Annotated in this window: 16 protein-coding genes; 7 read left to right on the top strand and 9 right to left on the bottom strand. The window is 46.1% G+C overall.

The genetic code is table 11. From position 1 onward, the window contains the following. Positions 1 to 235 precede the first annotated feature (235 nt). The 6 genes from CPIN_RS26465 to CPIN_RS26440 form a co-directional block, all read right to left on the bottom strand. Positions 236 to 2,842, bottom strand: coding sequence for a S9 family peptidase (locus CPIN_RS26465; protein WP_012792944.1), 2,607 nt, complete (start codon positions 2,840 to 2,842; stop codon positions 236 to 238). Then, positions 2,842 to 4,839: a TlpA family protein disulfide reductase gene (locus CPIN_RS26460; RefSeq protein ID WP_044219782.1), complete on the bottom strand. Its 1,998-nt coding sequence runs from the start codon at positions 4,837 to 4,839 to the stop codon at positions 2,842 to 2,844. The genes CPIN_RS26465 and CPIN_RS26460 overlap by 1 nt, the downstream gene beginning before the upstream one ends. Positions 4,840 to 4,943: 104 nt before the next feature. Next, the gene (locus CPIN_RS26455) at positions 4,944 to 6,302 is read right to left on the bottom strand and encodes a RagB/SusD family nutrient uptake outer membrane protein (RefSeq protein WP_012792942.1); all 1,359 of its coding nucleotides are present in this window, start codon (positions 6,300 to 6,302) and stop codon (positions 4,944 to 4,946) included. Between the two features lie 11 nt (positions 6,303 to 6,313). Next, a complete protein-coding gene (locus tag CPIN_RS26450; protein WP_187294695.1) occupies positions 6,314 to 9,871 on the bottom strand; it encodes a SusC/RagA family TonB-linked outer membrane protein in 3,558 nt (1,185 codons plus the stop codon). 220 nt (positions 9,872 to 10,091) lie between these two features. After that, a complete protein-coding gene (locus CPIN_RS26445) occupies positions 10,092 to 11,249 on the bottom strand; it encodes a FecR family protein (protein WP_012792940.1) in 1,158 nt (385 codons plus the stop codon). Between the two features lie 75 nt (positions 11,250 to 11,324). Beyond that, positions 11,325 to 11,945 carry an RNA polymerase sigma factor gene (locus CPIN_RS26440; RefSeq protein ID WP_044219779.1) on the bottom strand — a complete coding sequence of 207 codons (621 nt, stop codon included), beginning with the start codon at positions 11,943 to 11,945 and terminating at the stop codon, positions 11,325 to 11,327. Positions 11,946 to 12,090: 145 nt separating this feature from the next. Between CPIN_RS26440 and CPIN_RS26435 the strand changes: the two genes are divergently transcribed. Continuing rightward, complete coding sequence (locus CPIN_RS26435; RefSeq protein WP_012792938.1) at positions 12,091 to 13,332, top strand: PQQ-dependent sugar dehydrogenase; 1,242 nt, start codon at positions 12,091 to 12,093, stop codon at positions 13,330 to 13,332. Positions 13,333 to 13,449: 117 nt separating this feature from the next. After that, positions 13,450 to 14,325 carry a fructosamine kinase family protein gene (locus CPIN_RS26430; RefSeq protein ID WP_012792937.1) on the top strand — a complete coding sequence of 292 codons (876 nt, stop codon included), beginning with the start codon at positions 13,450 to 13,452 and terminating at the stop codon, positions 14,323 to 14,325. Between the two features lie 6 nt (positions 14,326 to 14,331). On the opposite strand, the gene CPIN_RS26425 is transcribed toward CPIN_RS26430, so the two are convergent. Continuing rightward, entirely contained in the window at positions 14,332 to 14,880 is a 549-nt protein-coding gene (locus tag CPIN_RS26425) for a lipocalin family protein (protein ID WP_012792936.1), read from the bottom strand. Positions 14,881 to 15,006: 126 nt separating this feature from the next. On the opposite strand from CPIN_RS26425, the gene CPIN_RS26420 reads away from it, so the two are divergent. Next, positions 15,007 to 16,050 (top strand): sensor histidine kinase, encoded by a 1,044-nt coding sequence (locus CPIN_RS26420; protein WP_012792935.1) that lies wholly within the window; start codon positions 15,007 to 15,009, stop codon positions 16,048 to 16,050. After that, on the top strand, positions 16,025 to 16,786 hold the full coding sequence (locus CPIN_RS26415; RefSeq protein WP_012792934.1) for a LytR/AlgR family response regulator transcription factor: 762 nt from the start codon (positions 16,025 to 16,027) through the stop codon (positions 16,784 to 16,786). Before CPIN_RS26420 ends, CPIN_RS26415 begins: the two co-directional genes overlap by 26 nt. Positions 16,787 to 17,182: 396 nt before the next feature. On the opposite strand, the gene CPIN_RS26410 is transcribed toward CPIN_RS26415, so the two are convergent. After that, a complete protein-coding gene (locus tag CPIN_RS26410) occupies positions 17,183 to 17,755 on the bottom strand; it encodes a hypothetical protein (protein WP_012792933.1) in 573 nt (190 codons plus the stop codon). Positions 17,756 to 18,182: 427 nt separating this feature from the next. Continuing rightward, entirely contained in the window at positions 18,183 to 18,641 is a 459-nt protein-coding gene (locus tag CPIN_RS26405; protein WP_187294694.1) for a MarR family winged helix-turn-helix transcriptional regulator, read from the bottom strand. Between the two features lie 159 nt (positions 18,642 to 18,800). Here CPIN_RS26405 and CPIN_RS26400 point away from each other — a divergent pair, with 159 nt between their 5' ends. From CPIN_RS26400 to CPIN_RS26390, 3 genes are read left to right on the top strand one after another with little or no spacing between them, the layout of a single operon-like run. Further along, positions 18,801 to 19,844 (top strand): HlyD family secretion protein, encoded by a 1,044-nt coding sequence (locus CPIN_RS26400; RefSeq protein ID WP_012792931.1) that lies wholly within the window; start codon positions 18,801 to 18,803, stop codon positions 19,842 to 19,844. Between the two features lie 19 nt (positions 19,845 to 19,863). After that, the gene (locus CPIN_RS26395; protein WP_012792930.1) at positions 19,864 to 21,441 is read left to right on the top strand and encodes a DHA2 family efflux MFS transporter permease subunit; all 1,578 of its coding nucleotides are present in this window, start codon (positions 19,864 to 19,866) and stop codon (positions 21,439 to 21,441) included. Between the two features lie 22 nt (positions 21,442 to 21,463). Next, entirely contained in the window at positions 21,464 to 22,753 is a 1,290-nt protein-coding gene (locus CPIN_RS26390; protein ID WP_012792929.1) for a TolC family protein, read from the top strand. The last annotated feature ends 75 nt before the right edge of the window (positions 22,754 to 22,828 follow it).

Raw genomic sequence — 22,828 nt, 5'->3', positions numbered from 1 at the left:
ATAACTTCCTGCCAGGTACCTACAGCGGACATGTCTATAATATTATGATTTGTGACAAACAGAAGCCGGTGGAACAACAATTGCGATATATAGAAATGCTGTATGATCTGAGGAATAAGGCGCATTGGGTAATGAAAAGCCCCCGTCATATACACGGAGGCTTTTTCACAATCTAAATCTGAGGGCCATCACTTGACAGTTAGCAGCCGTTTATGTATTATGCTTATGAAAAAAATCAGAAGTCGTATTTCTGGTCCACATTGCGTTCATCCACGCTGATACCTTCCTTCATCCATCTTGGCATAGGTTTGCCTTTCAGATAGTGATCAAAGAACTGTCCCATACGCAGTGTCCAGTCATATTGTGCTGCTTCTCCGTTCAATGTATGGTTCTCTCCCTTATAGTTCAGTAACCAGGCTTGTTTACCAAGTCTGCGCATCGCCAGGAACATATCCAGTCCCTGTGTGAAGGCAACTGCACCATCCTTGTCATTGTGGAAAATCAGCATAGGCGTCTGGATTTTATCTGCATTGAAAACAGGAGAGCTTTGCAGGAATTCTTCTCTGCCATTCCAGAGGTTCTTGCCTATGCGGCTCTGTTCTACTTCATATTTGAACATACAGGGTGCTCCGTTCTGACGGATCGCAAAGTAATTGTAAGTCGCATTGGATACGCCTGCGCCTGCATTCACACAGGTAAAGATATTGGTACGGGTGACGAGATAATATACCTGGAAACCTGACCAGCTGTGTCCTTGTAAGCCTATCCGGCCTTTTTCAGCTACCCCTCTTCTGATCAGTTCTTCCGTGCCACTCACGACCGCGTTATATGTACTCTCACCCGGATGGCCGGTTTTATAATGCACGTCAGGACGAAATACGACATATCCATTGCTGACATAGGTCGGGATATCGATCGTACTGGTGCTGTATTCCGGTGTCAGGTAATTGTGCAGATCGGCACTATGTGTTTCATAGAAGTCTACGATCATCGGATATGACTTTGTAGAGTCATAGTTCTCCGGTACATACAACAGGCCCTGATTCTGTTTACCTTCATAGTTTTTCCAGGTTACCAATCTGGCACTACCCCAGTTGTATTGCTGTTGTTGTGGATTAATATCTGTTAGCCGCTGCTGCTTTTTGAAGTTTTCTTTACTGAACCATATATCCGGGAATGTACGATAATTACTTTTTGTATACAGGAAGGAACTGCCATCACCCGATACGGCATTTACCTGGATGGAATAGTCAGGATTTTCAACCAGTGATGTTACGCTTTTGCCTGTTATGAGGCGGTACAGCCCATTGGATTTTGTACGCTCATTAAAGCTTTGTAAAAGTAGCGGTTTAGACAGATCAACACGGTTGATGAATGGGGTAGACAACCATCTCAGTTGTACCTGGTGGGTACGGCCATAACCGTTTGTCAGACAGCGGGCTGTCTCTTGACCGCTAAGGTCAATCGCCCAGATATCATACCTGTCATAGATGATAGCAGTATTGCCATTATCGGTCCAGCCGGCAAGGCCGTAGGATGCTGCTGCATCTGGTTCGTCGTGATCTTCATTGTACACCGGATAGCCAATGGACTGAGAAATCCCTCTTAACAGGCCGTTTTTGGTATCCAGTACCTGCCATTCCCTGAGGGCCTGGTTGAACAACACGGCGTATTTCCCGTTATAGCTCCATTGCGGATTCTCAGGACTGTCTTTCAAGACCAGCCTGCGCTCACCTGTACGTACATCAACCACATAGATATCTGCATTGGTGTCATATTTCCAGTCCACCATCGGTATGTAAGGGCGCTGGTCTGCGATGACCGCATAGTCATAATCTTCACAGTCAGGCGTGAGTAGCCTGCCTGCTTTTTCCGGTGCTACCTCCACTACCTTCTTCTCGGTAATCAGGTACATGAACTGTGCATCATCCATCTGTGTACGGTTATATACGCCTCTTCGCTGGCGGCGCTGGGATACCTGTTCATTCCAAGTCCAGAGTTCCAGTTCAAATCCGGTATCAGCAGGCTTGTTCATTTTAGGCGACTGATTGCTGCCATTGAAGGAAGCATCCAGTAATATATGTTTGGCAGCTGTAGTGATATCATAGGCTTTAGGTCTGATCGTATATCCTTCCGGCGCTTTGATATCATTGTAATCCAGTATTAGCTGATGTCTGCCTGTTGTTAGGAAGAAAGCGTACAATTTTGAGCCGGACAGTAGTGTCCCTTCCTGTGTGTCCTTATTGAAGATATAATCGCTTACAGGGCCTTCAAATACGGCTTTATAAGGGCCTTTCAAAGGGCCTGCCATCAGTTGGTCCTTCTGGAGGAAGAGAAGGGAACGTTCCTTATTGTATAGGGCATATCTGGACACGCCATTCAGCACAACGCTATCCTGTGTGTCCAGGTTATACAGAAAAGCGCTGGTAGCACCGTCTTTCCAGTCGGTGTATGACAACCAGGGGCTGGTGGCTCCCGTCAACACATAAGGGCTTTTGGTCCAGGCTATCTTTTTACCATCTTTTAAACGGGTCAGTAGCAGTACCTGGTTGCCGTCAATGGTCTGGTTGTATTTCATCCACTTTCCGGAGTGAAAGAATTCCGGGTTATCGTTTCCTTCCAGTCTGACTGCTTTACCGGATTGTGTATTAACCAGGTACCGCTGGGATGCCTCATTCTCCGTATAGCTGTAGCTTACCCATGCGCCATCATAAGAGAGGGTGGCATTCCCCAGCCGTTTCCATTCTTTATAATTGGCAGTATCCAGTGACCTGCGTTGCGACATGGCAGGCTGTATCGTAATACAACCCACCATGGCAGCTAACAAAATAGTTTTTCTCATTAGTTCTCCGCTTTTAATAGTTCAATAACATAGGTCAGTTCGTCGTACAGTTTGCTTGGACTACCCTGGTATCCCTCTGCGGTATAGCGCATCACACCGTTTTTGATGATCGCTTTTCTTGGAATGGCAGATGACTGGAAGACAGGCGCCATACTTTTGAATACCTTATTGTTGACACCATTTTTAGCCGTCTGTTCGTCATACAATACATTGAACCGGTAACCGGAGGTTTTGATATAGTCTTTCACCTTCTGTTTGTAATCCTGTGTCGTTTCCATGGTAGAGATAAAATAGAAGCCTACCGCCGGATCGTTTGCGTATTTATCTACGGCCATCTGCATACCCGGAAAGGCCATTTTACAGGGGCCGCACCAGGTCGCCCAGAAGTCTATTACAACGATCTTATCTTTCCAGTCGGCGGAGTTCACTGTTTTACCATTGATATCCGTCAGCCGGAAAGCCGTAATCTTTTCATTGATCAGTTTTGCCTGGATCTCTGCTTTGGTCTTTGAAATATCTTCTGCAGACTTCAGCGACTCCCTGTATTGCTCAAAACCAGTTGCCTGCCCGTTCTTCTCTGTGTACAATGTCTTCAGCTTTTCGATCATCGCAGGTGTAGCGGTATTGACTTTAATGGCCATTTCCAGCGTAGGTAATACCATTTGCTGATTGCCGGTATTTTCCAGTATAGCAATTCTTGTCTCATTCAGATTGGCGTTGCTGTATTTACCTGCCTCAGATAGCTGTGCCAGATAGGGTGATGCTTCATTGTATCTGCCCATTTTAGCGAGTAAGCGAATGTGCACTGCCAGTTTAGTGTCCAGTTGTCTGGTGGCATTTTCCGTAGCCTGTCTTGGTGTATTGCGGGTACCATCCATGTAGGAAAGGTCTGTACGTTTCTGCAGCATGGCATCGATGAATGCTTTTGAGATCGGGTAAAGCTGGTCCACCGGCATTTGCTTCAGCGAAAAAGCCTTGTGGATATTAGCATGATAGATCTCGTTCAATGCGGCGAAATCCATGTCAGGGATCATTGCCAGCAGTTTATCATACTGGCCTTTATCAAAATAAAGTGAGGCCAGTGTTCTATAGGCATTCAGGTAAATGAACCCCTGTGTAGCTGTGGAGTCTTTGCGGTAGTCTGCCACCGGGAATTCTTTGAGGAAACCCTCCATATCAGCGATCTTCTGGTCGGTAGCAGCATCGCGCGAAAAGGCAGCCGAGTATTTATCAAAACGCATCACACGACCATGTGGATATAGTTGTGTGATCACTTTTTTTACAGAGTCTGCCTTTTGTGTGTCTTTCAGCCCGAACCGGTAAGTATCCCAGATCAGCTGATAACCACTTTCATCAATGCCGGGCAGCCTGGCAAATCTCTCCAGGTTACGGGGAGCTACCACAGGGAATTCGTCGCCTTTGCTGATCTTCAGCATCGTGAGATAGCTGTCAAAGTACTTCGGCATATTCTGCGGATATTGCTCCATCTCCTTTCTTACCCACATTTCCAGTGCTTCATCACTGATATCCTTTTTATCAAAATATCCATCCGGCGCTTTGTGGATGGAAGGTTTACGGAAGATGCCCCAGGCTAATACGCCACCCGGGAGTTTAGCGCCCTGTTTGTCTACCGTAGTCGCTACATATCCAAAGTCATTGTTATTATCGGCTAATACGACGTAGCCATTTTCTTCCGTTACAAACCTGATGGCAACGAAGGCACAGTTGGCCGGTACTCCATATTTACCTTCCAGTATACCTTTGTGTTTCACAAGCGCAATATCATCCACTACCCAGCGATAGTTGTTAAAGAGATAGATGATCCCCTGTATCTTTTCTTTTCCCTGCAGGGGACCACCGGCAGGATTGTAACTGAGTCGGAGGGTATCGCCTGCTACAGGCGTACCGAGTCCTGTTAATCTTACACTGTCTGTCTGACTATACGCCTGGTACGTAACTCCCAGGGATAAAGCCAGTACGCTCATCCATTTTTTCATATTGTTTGTCTGATTTGCAAGGCATGACCCGGAGAACGACCCTATAGATCGTTCTCTGTGGGCAGCCTCAGGTTGTAGTGGGTTATGGTCGGTTTGTGATGGATTTATGGATTCTGCTCAATCTCAGGATTCAGCAGTATATATTTTGTACCGATGGGATACACGTAACGCGGGCTGTTAGGTTCCAGTGTATACTCCACATCTTTGAAGGTGCGTTTGACCGTTACGGCCAACGCGGCATCTTTATTCAATCGTTTCTGATCCAGCCATCGCAGGCCGGTTCCGAAGAATTCCAGTTTCCGCTCTTCTACTACGCTTTTCAGTGCTTCAGCAGCTGTACCTACCGGTAAAGTGGTATAATCTGCCGCCAGGAAACGTTTTTCCCGCAGTGTATTGAGCAGGCCGATGGCAGTATTGGCATTGTTGTCTCTTGCGGCGCATTCCGCTTTGATCAGCATCACTTCTGTTACGGTCAGCCCATTGTTGATGGCCTGCATTTCCCGGCTGTACCGGTAGCGCCAGTAACCATATCCGGTAAAGGCAGGAGAGAAGTTCGCGCCTGGTTTTACAAAGAGGGTATACCGCAGGTCTTTAGTGCCCAACTGTGACAACAGGGCTGTATCCAGCTGTATACCGGTAAACAGATAGCTATTTACGATCTTGGAGAAGATCACTTCCTTATCATTGATCCTGTAGGGGAAGGAAGCAGTACTGGTTGCAAACTGGCGCAGGTCAAGGATATTGCTCTGGATAGCCAGTGCTTTGTCCGCATACAGCTGCGCATTGCTAAAGTCGCGCATACCCAGGTAAGTGCGTGCCAGCAGTGCGTACACGGCCGCTTTTGAAGGACGTGTATTATAATCCGGCAGATCAGATAATGCAGGTTCTGCGGCTTTCAGATCACTGATGATCTGGTTGTAGACAGTTGCAACACTGGCTCTTTTCAGACTGACAAACAGATTGGGTGTCAGTAATACGGGTACACCCGGGTCTGTGGATGCGGTGGCCGCGTCGTATTGTTTCGCATACAGGCTTACCAGGCACCAGTAGGAATAGGCGCGGTGTACCTGTGCTTCTGCGTACAGTTGTCTTTTCAGATCATCGGTCCCTCTTTCGCTGTTCATTACACCATCCATGACTTCATTGGCAGTATAGATAACCTTATAGAGTCTTTCCCAGTCCACATCTCCCTGTATGTCTGACCAATATTGCGGCTGCCAGGTGTAGGCATTGTAATAGATATCAGTCATGGAAGCCTGTTTGGTGGCATCCAGGAAGCGGGTGTCATCACCGGAATAGATCGGCAGACTAAAACCCACTTCCATTATTGCGTTGTTGTCCAGTAAAGCGCGATAATCACTGGTGTATTTGAAGGTACGGGTCCCGATCTGATCGATTTCCACGTATTTGCGGCAACCTGTGGTCAACAGCATAGCCGCTATAAAATATATTACTCTTTTCATGGTGGTCACTGTTAGAATGAAGCATTGATGTTGAACAGATAGCTGGTTACCGGCGGCATACTATAGTAGTTTGCGCTGGAGTTGAGGTATTCAGGATCGTAACCTTCCTTGTTCTTCGCCCAGATCATGCCGAGGTTACGTGCACTGCCACTCAGGGTCAGACTTTTGAATATGCGTTTAGGCAGCATACTGTTCGGGAAATTATACGACAGGGAGATCTGCTGTAAACGGATATTATCTGCGCTGCGTACCAGTTTATCAGAATAGCGGTAACGGGTAATACTATTAAAGTTGACGTTGCCCAGGCCTGGTACATCTGTAAAGGCTTCATCCCCCGGTTTACGCCATCTGTTGGCCAGATCCTTTTGTCTTCCTACGATACCATAGTATTCGCCGGAGAACTGCGGATAGTTATTGATCGAAGGGGCCAGGAATTTATGTCCGAAGTAATAGGTCATCTGTACGTCCAGTTCAAAGCCTTTATAACGGAACGTGTTAAAGAACCCACCATGATAAGGTGCTGTTGACTGTCCCACATATTTGATGTCGTTGATGTCGAAGGCAGATGTCAGGTTGGTGGTGCTTTCGATGATCTTGTTATTCCTGTCGTAGATGCGTGTTTGTCCGGTTTCCGGGTTCAGTCCTGCGGAGCGGTATACAAACATGGCCCCCATTGGATAGCCATTCACCATGTTACTGCTCATTACCAGGGTAGAAGCCAGCGTAGTATTAAATCGGGAATCTGTCACTTCTGTTTTGCCATAAGAGAAGTTAAATACAGAAGTAATACCCCAGTCTTTTTTGTCTATGATCTTCGCAGTGATACCTGTTTCAATACCATGGCTTTTCATGGTGCCGGTATTGTAAGACAGGCTGGACCATCCATAGGTCGGATTGAAGGGGAAGGTGGCGAGGATACCGGAACTTTTCTTGCGATATACATCAATACTTCCTGAGATACGATTATTCAGTACGCCTGCATCCATGCCGATGTTGCCGGTACGGGTCAGTTCCCATCCCAGTTGCTGGTTTGCAGGATTTTGAATGGTAGCGATTGGCAGCTGTGTATTCGGATCTGTTGCATTTAACGTAATGATTGGTACGTTGGTGCCGCCTAATGGTACTGATCCACCGGTACCATAGGTGACGCGCAGACCCAGGTTGGTCATCCAGGTGACGGACTGCATGAATTCTTCTCCGGTGGCGGTCCATTTGAAACCGGCAGACCAGAATGGTTTTGCACGTTTGCTGCGTTCCAGTCCGAGGAGGGTATAATCATCAAAGCGCATACTACCGCTGAGGTTATACCTGTTTTTATAAGTGTAGGCTGCATTACCGAAGTAGGAGAGATAACGGTTCCGTTGTTCTGATATACCACTCTGGTTGCTGCCGAGGGTGGAGGCCCAGCCGTACATGGTCATAAATGGTGTGGTCGGGTTCACCGTAGCAAAGCTGTTGGCATCCGGATCATAACCGTACCTGATACTACTATATGACCTGCTATAGGTTTGTCTGATCTCGCTACCGGCGATGGCTGTCAGCTGATGCGCTGCATTGAACGCATAATTGACATTCAGCATGCCGCGCAGGTTATAGTCCCAGGAGTTGCCATCAGTGAGTGTATATGTACCGCCGTAGGGAACATTGTATACAGGTTTATGCGTGGTGGGCGAAATAACAGTTCCAGTATTGACAGTGGTTCTGCCGGCGTAACTGTTTACTTCGTTGATGGTCTGCATATTGTTAATGTTGCGCTGGTACATACCGGATACATCGAAGTTCATCCAGTTTGTCAGTTTTACATTCAGACCGGTATTCAGGCGAATGGAGTTGATGCTGTTTTTGGTATTGGAATAGTTCAGTTCATCGATGGCACTGTAGGTAAACGGCAGATAACCCAGTTTTACCAGACTGTCATTCGTTTCGGGACGCATGGTAATGCTACGTCTGATCGGCTGACCATTACCATCCACCAGCATATCGTAGGGACGCAGGGATATGAGGGACTGGCTTAAAGCTTCCACCGCTGCGATGTTTGCAGTATTGACGGCGTATTGGTAGTTGAAGCCTGTTCTCAGTTTGACGGTTTTGTTAAACAGGTCATTGGTAAAGTTACCGGTGATAATCGCATTTTGTGCACTGTTACCATGGTAAATCGGCAGGTCTTTATTGAAGTTGCCGGAGATGTAGTAGGTGTTGTTATCGCCGCCACCCGATACAGACAGATTATACTGCTGGTTAACCGCTGAACGCAGCAGGTATTTCCGTATCTGTGACTGGTTATTTCTGGTTCCGATCTCTGCCAGTGCAGCATCTGCTTCTGCCTGTGTGGCGGTGCCACGTTTTACTTTGAAAAGCCATTCTATTACTTCGCTCGGGTTGTTGTTCTGCAGGGGGAAGTACCAGGGAGATTGTGTATTATCAGTAAAGAAACCTTTGTCATACATTTCTCTTTCCAGGTCTACATATTCGGCGCTGTTCATCCATCGGAGCTTAGAGAAAGAAGGTGCTTTGGAGGTACCTATGGTAGCAGAAAAGTTAAGCGTAGGCGCCCCTTTTTTACCTCTTTTTGTTTCAATCACGATCACTCCGTTTGCACCCCTGGAACCCCATATAGAGGTGGCCACGGCATCTTTCAGAAAGGTGATCTGTTCAATGTCGTTGGGATTGAGGGTAGATAATACTGAACCGTTGGACATCTGGGAGCTACCCAGTGCAGTCAGGTTCTGATCACCGGAAGATGCCGATATCAGCGGAAATCCGTCTATCACGATGAGCGGCGCTGTATTGATAGAATAGGTGTTGATAGTACGGATCTGTATTTTATTGAAACGTATATCGAAGCGTACACCAGGTACTTTACCTTCCAGTCTTTCTAATATATTATTGGCAGGAACGTCCTGTAATTCGTCGGCCGTAATGACGTTATAGGCACCGGTTGCTCGTTCTTTGGAGATCGTCTGATAACCGGTGGAGACTTTTACGTTGATCTCATCGATGTTGATGGTGGCGCGTTTTAATACGATGGTGAGATCGGTGCTATTGGAGATCTTCACTTCCTGTGTCTGGAAACCCACAAAGCTGACGATGAGTACATCACCTATGTTGACTGCTATTTCGAAGCGGCCATCCTGCTGGTTGATGATGGAGCGTTCGGTACCTTTTACCTTGATGGTAGCGCCATATAAGGGATTTTTATTTTCGTCGGTGACGATACCCTGTACCAGTACTACATTAGCAGTTTCCAGCACTTTTGACGGATCCGCGTTGGTCGCTGTTTTTTTGCTGACGAAGATTGTCTGTTCGCGTATGAGGTATTGCAGTGACTGATTCCTGAAGATGATATCGAGGAACTGGGTCAGCGGCATATTGTCTGCATTGACATTTACGGGAAGCGCCTCTTTTAATAGGCGGCTGTCGCAGAACACATGATAGCCTGTCTGGGAGCGGACGGTTTCGAACGTTTTCTCCAGCGGAATATTTTTACCGGAGAATGTAACAGCTTGTGAGACACCTTTTGCACTGGCCCCCATGAATGCAATGGTCAATAATAGCGCGGTTAGTTTCATCACTAACAAGATTTTGGTTGATAACCGGTTGCCATGGCGCCTGCTTTCAGGCATGGCATGGCCTTTCCGGTTACAAGAAGCAATTTTTTGCATAACTTGCAATTGGTTAGGTTGATTGAAAAACAGTTTTCCGAAATAATTGTCTATCGTCCACCCTGACTATCGGGCCGCTTTGAATCCTACCTCAAAGCGGCTTTTGTATAGGGATAAAACTCATTGTTCAGGAGGGCAATACGATCAGTCGTTTGCCTTCTATACGAAAATTTACACCTGACATCTTTAGTCCTTCCAGTACCTGTGAAAGGCTCAGGTTCCTGCCGATTTCTCCATAAAACCGGATATCAGGCACGTTCTTTTCATAAACCACTTCTATATCGTACCATCTCGCCAGTTGGCGCATGACTTCTTCGACACCCATTGCATCGAAATTAAAAATGCCGTCTTTCCAGGCGATGACCTGTCCTGTGTTTACTATATTGCGCAGCTGTATTGTCTCTCTGATAGCCGCCTGTTGTCCTGGTTTTAATACAACGGCGCCGCCTGCGGCGTTTACTTTAATGCTGCCTGCCAGTAAGGTTGCCCTGATGCTGGACTCATCTGTATAGGCATTGATATTAAAATGAGTGCCCAGCACTTCTATGGTTGCTTTATTATTGATCTTCACCCTGAAAGGTTTTTCCGGGTCCTGTGCCACTTCAAAATAAGCTTCTCCGCTGATCTCCACAGTTCTGTCATGACCGGTGAAGGCAGTAGGATATTTCAGTGTGCTGGCCGCATTCAACCATACGGCGGAGCCATCTGGTAATACCAGTCTGAATTGTCTGGATACGGGTGTACGTACCGTATTGATGCTGGCAATGGCAGCACCTGAGGCTTCGTAATGCAGACTGCCGTTTTGTAATATCACCCTGCTACCGTTCTGGTTGCTGATCTGGCCGTTGCCGATACTATCCAGGGTGATCTGGTTGCCATCAGCCAGTGTCAGTATAGCGCCGTTCCTGCCAGGCGCTATGTCCTGCACTGGTTTGTTCACTGCCATATCTTGTTTTGCGGCAGGATGTTTCATCACCATCCAGGTACCGGCGGCCAGTACGAGTATGGCTGCAGCTGCCCACCAGAAGCGGGAGATCTTTCTGATCCGTGCACCCTGCTGCTCATTGTCAAGGGCCGTCAGGCGATCATTCAGCTGTGCCAGAAAGGCCGGGCTGGCAGCTTCATATACCAGTGGCTTGCCACCGTCAGAGGTCTGTTGCAGCAGGTGATGAAATTCTTCGGCACGCACATCGTGGTACCAGGAAAAGAAGTCAGCTTCTTCCTGGTCCGTCAATGTGCGGTCCATATATTTTTTTAATAATACTATCTTCTGATCGTCGTTCATGTACGGGATTATATACTACAGACGAACACCCAGCATTTTTGTATACGCTCCGGAGAAAATTTTTTCTGAAGGGGGTTATTTACCCCGCAACCACAATAAAAAGAGAAGGGATACCATGCCTCCGTGTTGTTCCAGGATGGTCTTTAAGACATGGAAGGCAGCATAATAATGTTTCTTTACAGTCACAACCGCCATATTATACCGGGCGGCTATTTCTTCGAAACTGAGACCTTCTTCTGTACGTAACAGGAAGATTTCCCGTTTCCGGGGCTCCAGCTCGTTGATGGCTCTGATGGCCATGTCATGCAGTTCTTTGTATACTAAAGGTCCTTCGCCGCTGCTTTCTTCTATAGCGGCTCGTTGTGCGATAGCTTCAATGGCTTTCAGGTGTACTTTTTTACGCCTGAGCTGGTCGAATAAAATGTTTCTGGCAATCCTGAATGCATAATTTTCAAACGATTTCACCAATACCAGCTTCTCGCGGGTCTTCCATATCCGCAGAAAAGTTTCCTGGAGCAATTCGTCTGTTTCGTCCCTGTCCTGTGTGATAAAGGTGATGGCTACCTGTAGATTGGGGTAGTAATGCGTATATAGCTGTCCATAAGCATCCCGGTCGCCTTCAGCGGCTGCTCGTACTAAAATCTTTTCAATGTCCGGTAGTACGCGATGAAATAGTGGATGGTCCCTCTGCGTCAATAATAATAAGCAAATATTTAGCAAGATACGCAATCAGAACTGGAAGTTTTCGGAATTCTTGTCTGCGTTCCGGTTTTATATTAATATCGACCGTTCAACCATCTATGATTGTATCAATTCAAAAATTTGAATTATATTTTCCACTATGAAAAAATCATTGCAGGCTCTTATCACAGGGACGACATTCGTGCTCGCCTCCTGCGGTTCTCCTTCCGGTGGTCAGCACAATACCACTGACAGTACCGCTACAGACAGCACAATTGGTCCCGTTGAGACGAAAAAACCTAATTCTGATTACAAACCCGCATTTCCCGGTCAGACCCGCATTAACGGTATAAAGACCAAGACTCCTTATGAAGGGACTGTATTGTCCGATAAACTGGAAAATCCATGGGGTATCACCACCTTACCTGACGGCAGACTGCTGATCACGGAAAAGAAAGGGGTACTGCGTATCGCGACAACCAGCGGACAATTAAGCGAACCTATTACTGGTCTGCCGAAAGTAAATCCTGACGGACAGGGTGGTCTGCTGGGCATCAGGGTTGATCCTGATTTCAAAACCAACAGGATGGTATATTGGGTATTCTCCGAACCTCGTCCGGATGGTAATCTGACGGCTGTTGCCAAAGGTAAACTCTCTGCTGATGAAAAGACCATCGAAGACGCTACCGTTATTTACAGGGCTACCCCCGCATTTAAAGGTACCCTGCACTATGGAGGAAGAATCGTTTTTGATAAAGATGGTAACCTGGTGATCAGCACCGGAGAACGTTCCGATCTGCAGACCCGTCCACAGGCACAACAGCTGAACTCTGCCCTGGGTAAGGTACTGCGTATTACCAAAGAGGGTAAACCTGCTGCCGGTAATCCATTTGCAGGACAGGCAGATGCACGTCCTGAGATCTATAGCTACGGTCACCGTAACGTACAGGGATTGGCATTCAACCCTGCTACCGGTGATCTCTGGGAAACAGAATTCGGTCCGAGGGGTGGTGATGAACTGAACCGTATCGAAGCAGGTAAGAACTATGGCTGGCCTACTATTACCTACGGTATAGAATATAAAGGCGATAAAGTCGGCGATGGTATCCAGCAGAAAGACGGGCTGGAACAGCCTGTTTATTACTGGGATCCGGTATTATCGCCAAGTGGTATTACTTTCTATTCCGGTAAGGGAATTCCTGAGTGGAAGGGGAACCTGTTTATCTGTGGTCTGAGCAGTATACATATTGCACGCCTGGTGATCGAAAATAATAAAGTAGTAGGTGAGGAGATGCTGTTGCTGAGTGAGGAACAGCGTTTCAGGGATATTACAGAAGGGGATGACGGTGCGTTGTATGCGGTGACGGATAATGGAAGGCTGTATAGTATTCATAAGAAGTAGTCAGATTTAATCGAATAGGAATTAAGAATTAAAAATTAATAATTAAGAATTAGCACGAAGATTTCGCTGCATTTCAATTCTTAATTGCTAATTTTTAATTCTTAATTTTTTTGTGCCATGGACAAACACTTCCTCTTCCACCTCACCACCATCCTCACCAACCACTGGCATTCCCCGGTCACCATCCACAACTATAGTTCTGTCAGCGGTGGAGACATCAACGAAGCTGCCATCATCGAAACCAGCCGTGGTCCCTGGTTTCTCAAACTTAATCACAGCAGTTACACACGGATGTTTGAAAAAGAGTTTAACGGATTACACTTACTTCAAAGTACCAACACCCTGAAAACTCCTGCGCCTTTATTATACGGGGATTGGCAGCAATATGCTTTTTTGATAATGGAATATCTGCCCAAGGGCCATGCAGGACCACAGAGCGTATCCTGGCTGGCAGAAGGACTGGCTGCTTTACACAGGAACAGTCATGAACAGTTTGGCTTAGAAGAAGACAATTACATCGGCACCCTTGTCCAGCAGAATACCTGGAAAAGTTCCTGGGCAGCCTTTTATGCAGAGAACCGCATTTTCCCCTTGGTAAGGCAGCTGGTAGACATGAAGCATTTCGGGACGAAAGAGATCAGACTGGCGGATGCATTGGCGATACGCTTAGCGGAAATCTTTCCGGTGGAATCACCCGCTTTATTACATGGCGATCTGTGGGGAGGCAATTATATATTTATGGGGAACGGGGATCCGGCTATTTACGATCCTGCGGTTTATTATGGTCATCGCGAAATGGATATGGCTATGACGATGTTGTTTGGCGGTTTTGATGCTTCTTTTTACCAGCGTTACCAGGAGGTGTTTCCTTTGGAGGTGAACTGGCGCAAACGGGTTTTACTTTGCCAGCTATATCCATTGCTGGTTCATGCCATCTTATTCGGCGGACATTATGTGAGGCAGTCTGCCGGTATTCTTGAACAATATGCTTAATCAGACTTATGCTTCCTGGTCATGTGTACACCATACCAGGGCGTCAATATCATACCCCAGTTCCTGTGCCTTCAGCAGATAATTATCTTTTACATGCTCGGGGATAGTTGTTTCCCTGGACAGGATCCAGAGATATTGAAGGTTATTACCGGCAACAAGGGCATACTTATACTCCCTATCGATGGCGATCACGTTATAACCCGCATAGAAGGGGCCAAAGAACGATACTTTCAGCCGGCCAAGGTCTCCCTCTCTGACGAATTTTGCTTTACCGATACTTTCCTTCCACTTGTCCCTTGTGTAATCATAACCACGGTTGTCGACTTTAATCGCCCCATCTTTCCGCAGACTGTAAGTGGCTGTGACGTTGCTGAGGTTACGTTCATATTTGTAGTCCATCCGGGCAATTTCATACCATTTACCCAGGAATTTATCGACGTAGAAAGGTCTTACGGCAATGGCTCCTTTGGGAATGGTAACCGCTGTCGCTGTGCTGAGCATCAGGAGACCGGCACCAGCGAGGAGGGCAACATGGACTTTATTGATTCGTACCATATATCGGGCTTTGCCTGTATTTAATCAAAATGCATGCCTTTCCGCCGCCTCGGTGTCTCTTTTGTCCGTTTCGTATTGGTCCCGTTCAGCCGGCGCTGAAAATTGGGCTACCTTTAAATGATGAAAATGAGTCCGCTCGTCAGGGAACTGATACGCTATTGCTGGGTACTGGCTTCTATTTCGGCAGCATCGGCGATCATGTTTATTATCGTCTTCAGACTGGGTAATGGTGCAATATGGGGCGTCGCGTTTATGACAGGTATACGTTCGCTGATGGCGGGGTTTTCTAATGTCTGGATATTGGTGATGCTGAGAAAGTATTTTCCTTTCCAGACCAAGAAGCAGGAGCGCATCACCAGGTATGTGACGGGATATCTGCTTACCTGTTGTTTATTTTCCCTGACCATTCCCATGGAGGCTTACTTTGATGCGGCAAAAGAACATTTTACTTTCCTGCAACGGCTGCCGGCAGTTTTGTTGCAAGGTTTCTGGAATAGTTTGCTGGTAATTGTTACACATAATCTCGTGATTCTACGTTTCGAAAAAGAAAATATTGAACTGGAAAATTCCCGTCTGAAAGCCGCCAATCTTGAATCGGCCAATCTGCTATTGAAACAGCAGATACATCCCCATTTCCTTTTCAACGCTCTGAGTATGCTGAAAAGCCTGTATAAGACGGATATTCAGGCAGGAGAGGCTTATCTTTCGCACCTGGTAAATTTTCTGCGGGCCTCACTGGCAGAACCGCAATCCCGTGCTACCCGTTTATCTGACGAGATAAAGCTCTGCAACGATTATCTTGAAATGCAGAAGATCCGTTTTGAAGATGCGCTGCATTGTACCATAGATGTTCAGGAAAAGGTATTGTCAACCGGTTTTGTACCTGCATTTTCTCTTCAATCGCTGATAGAGAATGCTATCAAGCACAATGAAGCAACAGAGGCATCTCCCTTGCACATTACCATGTACTACCAGGAGGGATGGATCATTACGGAGAATAATCTGCAGGTCAGAAAACATATTGATTCCCAGAGTGGTAAAGGGCTGATTAACCTGGTAGAAAGGTACCGGATATTGTCAGGAGATGAGGTGATTATCTCACAGGATTTGCATACCTTTTCAGTCAGCATTAAAGTTTTGAGTAATGAAGGTAGTGATCATAGAGGATGAGAAAATAACCGCGCGAGACCTGGTACAGACCATTCAGCAACTGTTTCCGCAGATCGGCATCTTAAAGGTGCTGGGTACAGTGAAGGACAGTATCAGTTATTTTAGTTCAGATCGCAGCGCGGACCTGATCTTTGCTGATATACAGCTGGGAGATGGTCTGAGCTTTGAGATCTTCTCCGCCGTGGAAATAGACGTTCCTGTGATCTTTTGTACGGCCTATGATGAATACGCTTTACATGCATTTAAAGCTAACGGATTTGACTATATCCTGAAGCCTTTTACCAACGAGTCAGTATCCGCCGCAATTAATAAATACCTGGCTTTCAGGGGGCGGATTGCAGAGAATGCCGTTCCCTATAAAGCACTGGAACAGCTGTTTACTACAAAGAAAACAACCGAAATAGGCGCTGTACTTGTATACCAGAAAGACAGGATCATGCCGGTGGCGATCAGTGATATCGCTTTTTTCTATTTGAAAAACGGAGTGGTTAACCTGACTACCTTTGATAAAAAGACCTATGTCGTCAATAAAACGATGGACGAACTAGGTAAATTTACAGAACCGCTTTTCTTTCGCGCTAACAGGCAGTATCTTGTGCATCGTAAGGCAGTACTGGATGCTTCCAGTGCCCTTTCCCGCAAACTGACGCTTTCTTTGTCAGTGCCTGTACCGGAATCTGTTACCATCAGTCGTGAGAAGATGGGGCAATTCCTGGAATGGCTGACACAGCGTTGATATTCATTAATTCCTCTATAACACACTTCAACAGGCAATATGGCTGTTTCACTACAGTTTTGTTGGCTGGCAGCCTTGCATATACGGACATTTGTGTTTGTATATGCGTGATCGTATACACACATACTTCATCTATAAGGTACACATACATATTCGTAACAGAATATGAGAAAAAGGGGCGTATTCATGCGCCCCTAAGTCTTTTCCAGCCAGGGCGTTTCAGCGGGTAATTTGTCCGTTTCAGGGCGTCTGAGTTGAGATTTAAAATGGATTGTAAGATCTTCGGCCCAGCGTATTCAACACGATAAAACGATATTAAAATAGTTTAGTTGCTGATCATCGGCAACAGTTGTAGGTTTAAGGTCAGCCGGGACATTCCTGTTCCGGCTTATTTATTTATCCATCTGTAAATGTGAGTACCGCTTTTGTCTGATTTCCCGGCATGTCCACTGCTATTACCTGTATCTTTTCTACCTGCGCTATTTCCGTAGGCATCGTCGTCGTGTAATCCCAATACATCGGTTTCCATTGCTGGACGGCAAGTCCTTTTTCAATAGTGTCTCCTGCAGCGTTAATGATCGCTACATGTACCTGATAAACCCTGAAGTGATCTACCGCATATATGCTGATCACCTGCCCGCTTTCGCCTGTATAGGTATCGGCATCTATATCCCTGATCACCGGTGCGCTCAACGCATCCTTCATCGCCACATTATACGCACTCTGTCCTTTCCTCGCAAGTGACAGGTAATACAAATTCATCTCCGGATCTTTTATTACCTGCTTTGAATACACTACTGCATCCGCAAAATTATGCTGTGATTCCAGCTGTATGGCGGAAAAATGCAGCTGTTTTTTCTTCTTTGCTGTCCTCAGATACGTCTCGCCATAACGGTTGAAAATATTCATTTGTCTGCCGATGGTACCGGACACATTTTTCAATAAGATGTTGTCTTTTACGTGTGCCATAGTGATATCGTTTTGGTGAATTACAAAGTTACCGAACCGTCTGACACGATTTCGGACAATGTGCATAGGACGCAAAATCGTGTGCACAGGACGCAAAAACGTGTGCACAGGACGCAAAAACGTGTGTACGTGTTTTACTGTTTATACGATAAATGCCCTTATTACAGGGCTATTAAGCCGTTATCTCTTCGTTCATGAGCGTAGCGGTAACGGCTTGATGACGGGATAATGCCGGTGTAATGGGACAAATGAAAGGTGATCAACGGGGGATGTGTTATAAATCGTTGATAGAGAGGACTAACTGAGGATGTTGAATATAAGGGGGGATTTGCGCATATTGGTGGTTGATACTGAGGGGATAAGGAATGATGACAGGAATAGTGTATATAAATACAAAGCAGCGGTTACCGGTGGGCAACCGCTTTGACTATTTCAATAAATTTTCATGAAACGCAATCAGTTCTTTCAATACATCCACGGCTGTTTCATACCGCTCGCGACCGATGACTTTCACATATTCCTTTCTCAAAATTTTGGCTTCATTCTTCGCGATCTCCTGGAATTTATGCCCTTCTTCCGTCAGGTATAGTTTTACCGAACGACCGTCACTATCACTCTTCTCACCCCTCACCAGACCAGACGCTTCCAGCTCACGTACAATCCTGCTGGCAGCCTGTTTGGTCACCCGCATCTTTTCTGCGATCTCATTATTGGAAACACCCTCATTGCCGATATTCATAAAGAACGGCATATAAGTAATATTGAAATTTTCATAACCCCAGTTAGCAATGTTGCGGCTACCCCAGTCGTCCATTGCCCGCTTTAGTATATATAATGTAGCAAACAGGTTATCGTCCTTATCCGTTGATTTATTTTTTTCTTTCATGGCCATGCGCAAAAATAATCTTTTCCCCGTATAAAGACGGGCAAACCCTTGCCAGAATACCCCTTAATAAAAAAAATCAAAAGAAAAAAATAGTAAATAGTGTTTACTATATAGTCAACAATGTTTACTTTTGTACTGCACAAATAACCTAGCACAGGAATGACACAGGAAAAAACGCAGCCATCTAAAGGCCCGGTAAAGTTTATCGTATTGGGCGTAGCCGGAATAGCAATTCTTTATTTCGGAGGAAAGAAGATAATGCACGCCTATACACATGAAAGCACTGATAATGCACAGATTGAGAGCAATGCGATTCCTGTGGTGAGCAGGGTCGGCGGCTACATCGATACATTTGCATTACAGGATTATCAGTCTGTAAAAGGAGGTCAGTTATTGCTGACCATTGATGATAAGGAATACAAAATTGCCGTACAACAGGCAGAAGCAGATCTCTCCGCCGCAAAAGCAGATCTGATATTTGCAGAAGCACAGATCACCAATATCGGCTCGGATAAAAATGTAGCGGATGCAGGTGTCAGTGTAGAACAGGTTAACCTGGAAAAAGCAACCCGCGACCTCGCCAGAGATCAGGCCCTGTTTAACGATGGTTCTATCACACAGCACCAGCTGGATAATAGTCAGTCTGCCTACAAAGTGGCATTGAGTCAGTTGGAATCTTCCAGGAAACGCGTGAGCCAGGTAGTCACACAGCATGGTACCGCCAATGCACAGATCGAAAAAGCAAAGGCGAATGTAGCCCTGAAAGAAGCTGCACTGGAATCAGCTAAGCTGAAATTATCTTATACACAGGTGATAGCGCCGGTAGCCGGTAGAATCGGGAAAACCAATCTGCAGAAAGGACAACTGGTACAGGCGGGTCAACAGCTGTTCAGCGTCGTGAACAATGAACGCTACTGGATCGTTGCCAACTTCAAGGAAACCCAGTTGGAGAAGATGAAAATAGGACAGGTTGTGAAAGTGGAAGTAGACGGTTATCCTGACAAGGAGATCTCCGGTAAAATCGTCGCTTTCAGTGATGCCACCGGCGCTAAATTTTCGCTCCTGCCACCGGATAATGCTACGGGTAACTTTGTAAAGGTGACACAGCGTGTGCCTGTTAAAATTGAAATTGACCGCGCAGAAGAACTGAAAAGTATACTGAAAGCAGGTCTTAGCGTAACTGTAGATGTACAGGTTGATTAAGACCTAAACAGCATAGTATATGGCGGTAAATAAATTTACGCGGGTAATCATAGTCATTACCACAATTTCAGCGGCTATCATGGAGCTCATAGATACCTCTATTGTTAACGTCGCACTCAATAACATCAGCGGTAATCTTGGCGCTACACTGGAGGATACTTCCTGGGTAGTAACAGCCTACGCGATTGCAAACGTGATTGTTATTCCGATGACAGGCTTCCTCAGCCGCTACTTCGGGAGAAAGAACTATTACCTTACTTCTATTATCATATTTACGCTGGCTTCCTACATGTGTGGTTCTTCCTCCTCCTTGTGGATGCTGGTCTTCTGGCGGTTTATACAAGGTGTTGGCGGTGGTGCCCTGCTTTCTGTATCACAGGGGATATTATTCGATGCCTTCGATCCCTCTGAAAAGGGAAAAGCCTCAGGTATGTTCGGAATGGGTATCGTGATAGGACCAACAATAGGGCCGATACTCGGCGGCTACATCGTCGATAACTATGCATGGCCGCTGATATTCGATATTAATATTCCGTTTGGTATTGTTGCTTGTTTGCTGACCTGGAAGTTCATCGATAAAAAAGAAAATGAATACAACATCGACCGTAAATCCATTCCTATTGATTACATCGGCGTGCTCTCCTTATCTGCGGGAATTGGCGCCTTGCAATATATCCTGGAGAAAGGGCAATCAGACGACTGGTTTGAAGACAGCACGATCCGTATTATGACCGCAATAGCGGTAGCCGGACTGGCGGCATTTATCTGGTGGGAACTAAAGACAAAGACGCCTATCATCAATCTGAGGGTTCTGAAAAGCAGGAACCTTATCGGGAGTAATGTGCTCACCTTTGTATGTGGCTTCGGATTGTTTGGCTCTGTATATCTGTTTCCGCTGATGGTGCAGCGCGTCATGGGGTATACGCCTACAGAATCAGGATTATCTATGATACCCGGGGCATTAGTCACGATCATGGTAATGCCTTTTATCGGGGCTTCACTGGGTAAAGGCGTATCGCCCATGTTCTTTGTCGTGACTGGTTTCGGCTTGTTTATCCTCCATGGATATACCAGCGCACAGGCAACACCTGACGCAGATAAATGGTGGTTTATGTATACACAGATCTTCCGCGGTGTAGGTACTGCCTGTCTGACGGTACCGTTGTTAAGTCAGGCGGTCGTCGGACTCAAACCACAGGACATGCCTTATGGTATATCACTCAATAACATGTTCCGACAGATTGGTGGTGCATTCGGTATCGCGATCATGAATACGTATTCTACGCAGCGTTTTGCGGTACACCGTTCTGACCTGGTATCCAATCTGCAAGGGAATAATCCGTTGATGAATGAAAGGGTAGCAGGTGTCGCCCAGGGCCTGATCAGTAAAGGTGTCAACCCCATCGCGGCTAATGCCCATGGCGCCTGGTCTAACCTGGATTATGCCATTACCAGACAGGCACAGATGCTTGCTTATCTCGATGGCTTCCTGTTGGTAAGTGTGTTTTTCGTCTGCACGATCCCATTCATGTTACTGTTAAAAATAGAAAAGATGGATGCCGAAACACGCGCGAGAGTTGCCGCAGAGGCGCATTGATCTTATTTAAAAAATTTACATCATGAGAAAAGTCATTATCATATCCCTTCTCTCGCTTGCGGGGCTACAAAGCTATGCACAGGAAGTCAGCAGTGATCTGAAGGAATTAATCAATAAATCATTTACTTATTTCCCGCGTTTCAGCGAACTGGAACAATCCGTGAAAACAGAGGAGGAAAGAGTTACGCTGGCAAAGGCAAATGGATTACCGAATCTGACATGTAGTGCAGGGTATCGTTATTCGCATCCGGTATCAGAGATGACGATACCTATCAACGGACAGCTATCCACGTTTAAGATTATGCCGAATAGTAATTATAACACCGGTCTGAATGCCAGTTATGTCTTATGGGACTTTGGGGTAGTAAAGGCGAATGTGGAGAGTGCTAAACGTGCGGTGCAATATGCCAAGGATAACATCGAATATAACAGGGCGCAGATGGCTTACCAGGTAGCGGTGATTTACTATCAGATCGTCTATCTGCAAAAAGCAATTGCTATACAGGATAGTGTGCTGGCTTTTCTGAAAGCCAATAAGGAGGATACAGAGATAAAGCTGAAACACGGTGATGCACTGCGCTATGACGTATTATCCATTCAGTCGACTATCGACCAGGAAAACAATACCCGCATTGATCTGGAAAACTCGCTGTTGAAGCAATACAACCTCCTGCAGTATTCAACAGGTAGTACTGCGGCCAATGGGAAGGATTTTGATTTCATGCAGGCAAACGAAAATAAACAGGAGGCATTGAACATCGCACAACAGCATAATCCGGAGTATACACTGCTGAAAGACAGGATCAGTCAGTCGGAAGCAGGATTGGATATCAGTAAGAAAGCCGGATTGCCCTCGCTGTCTTTGAGTGCGAGTACCGGTTTTGCCAATGGATATATGCCTGATCTCAATCAGTTCAGGTATAACTATGCAGGAGGTGTGACATTGAGCGTGCCTATTTATCAGGGTGCGAGAGCCAGGAGGCAACGTAGCCTCGCACAGAGTCAGCTGAAGGAAGCGAACCTGGGTATGCAGACGTTGAACAATACCGTACAGAATGATATTAAACAGGCATATACAGATATTGAAAGTAATCAGTCCAGGTTGGTCAACGCAATGGAACAGGTAGAGGAGGCAAAAGAAGCACAGAAACTGGCGCAGAGCAGATACAGGAACGGAACAGGTACCAACCTGGAACTAACTAATGCCAGTACCAATGTACAGCGCGCAGAGCGGTCAACATTGCAGTACACTTATCAGCTTTGTCTGGCAAGACTGGAACTGGCGAGAGTACTGGGTACAAAGTACTGGTAAGGTTTTTAACAGTTGTAGGGTTAGGTTTCGGGCGTCCGCATATGCGGATGCCTTTTTTGTTTTTAAAAGATGGTT

Origin of the sequence: Chitinophaga pinensis DSM 2588 (genome assembly GCF_000024005.1) — a bacterium.
In the GTDB taxonomy this organism is placed as follows: domain Bacteria; phylum Bacteroidota; class Bacteroidia; order Chitinophagales; family Chitinophagaceae; genus Chitinophaga; species Chitinophaga pinensis.
The sequence above is the reverse complement of the archived record's forward strand: the minus strand, read 5'-3'. Positions and strand labels throughout refer to the sequence as shown.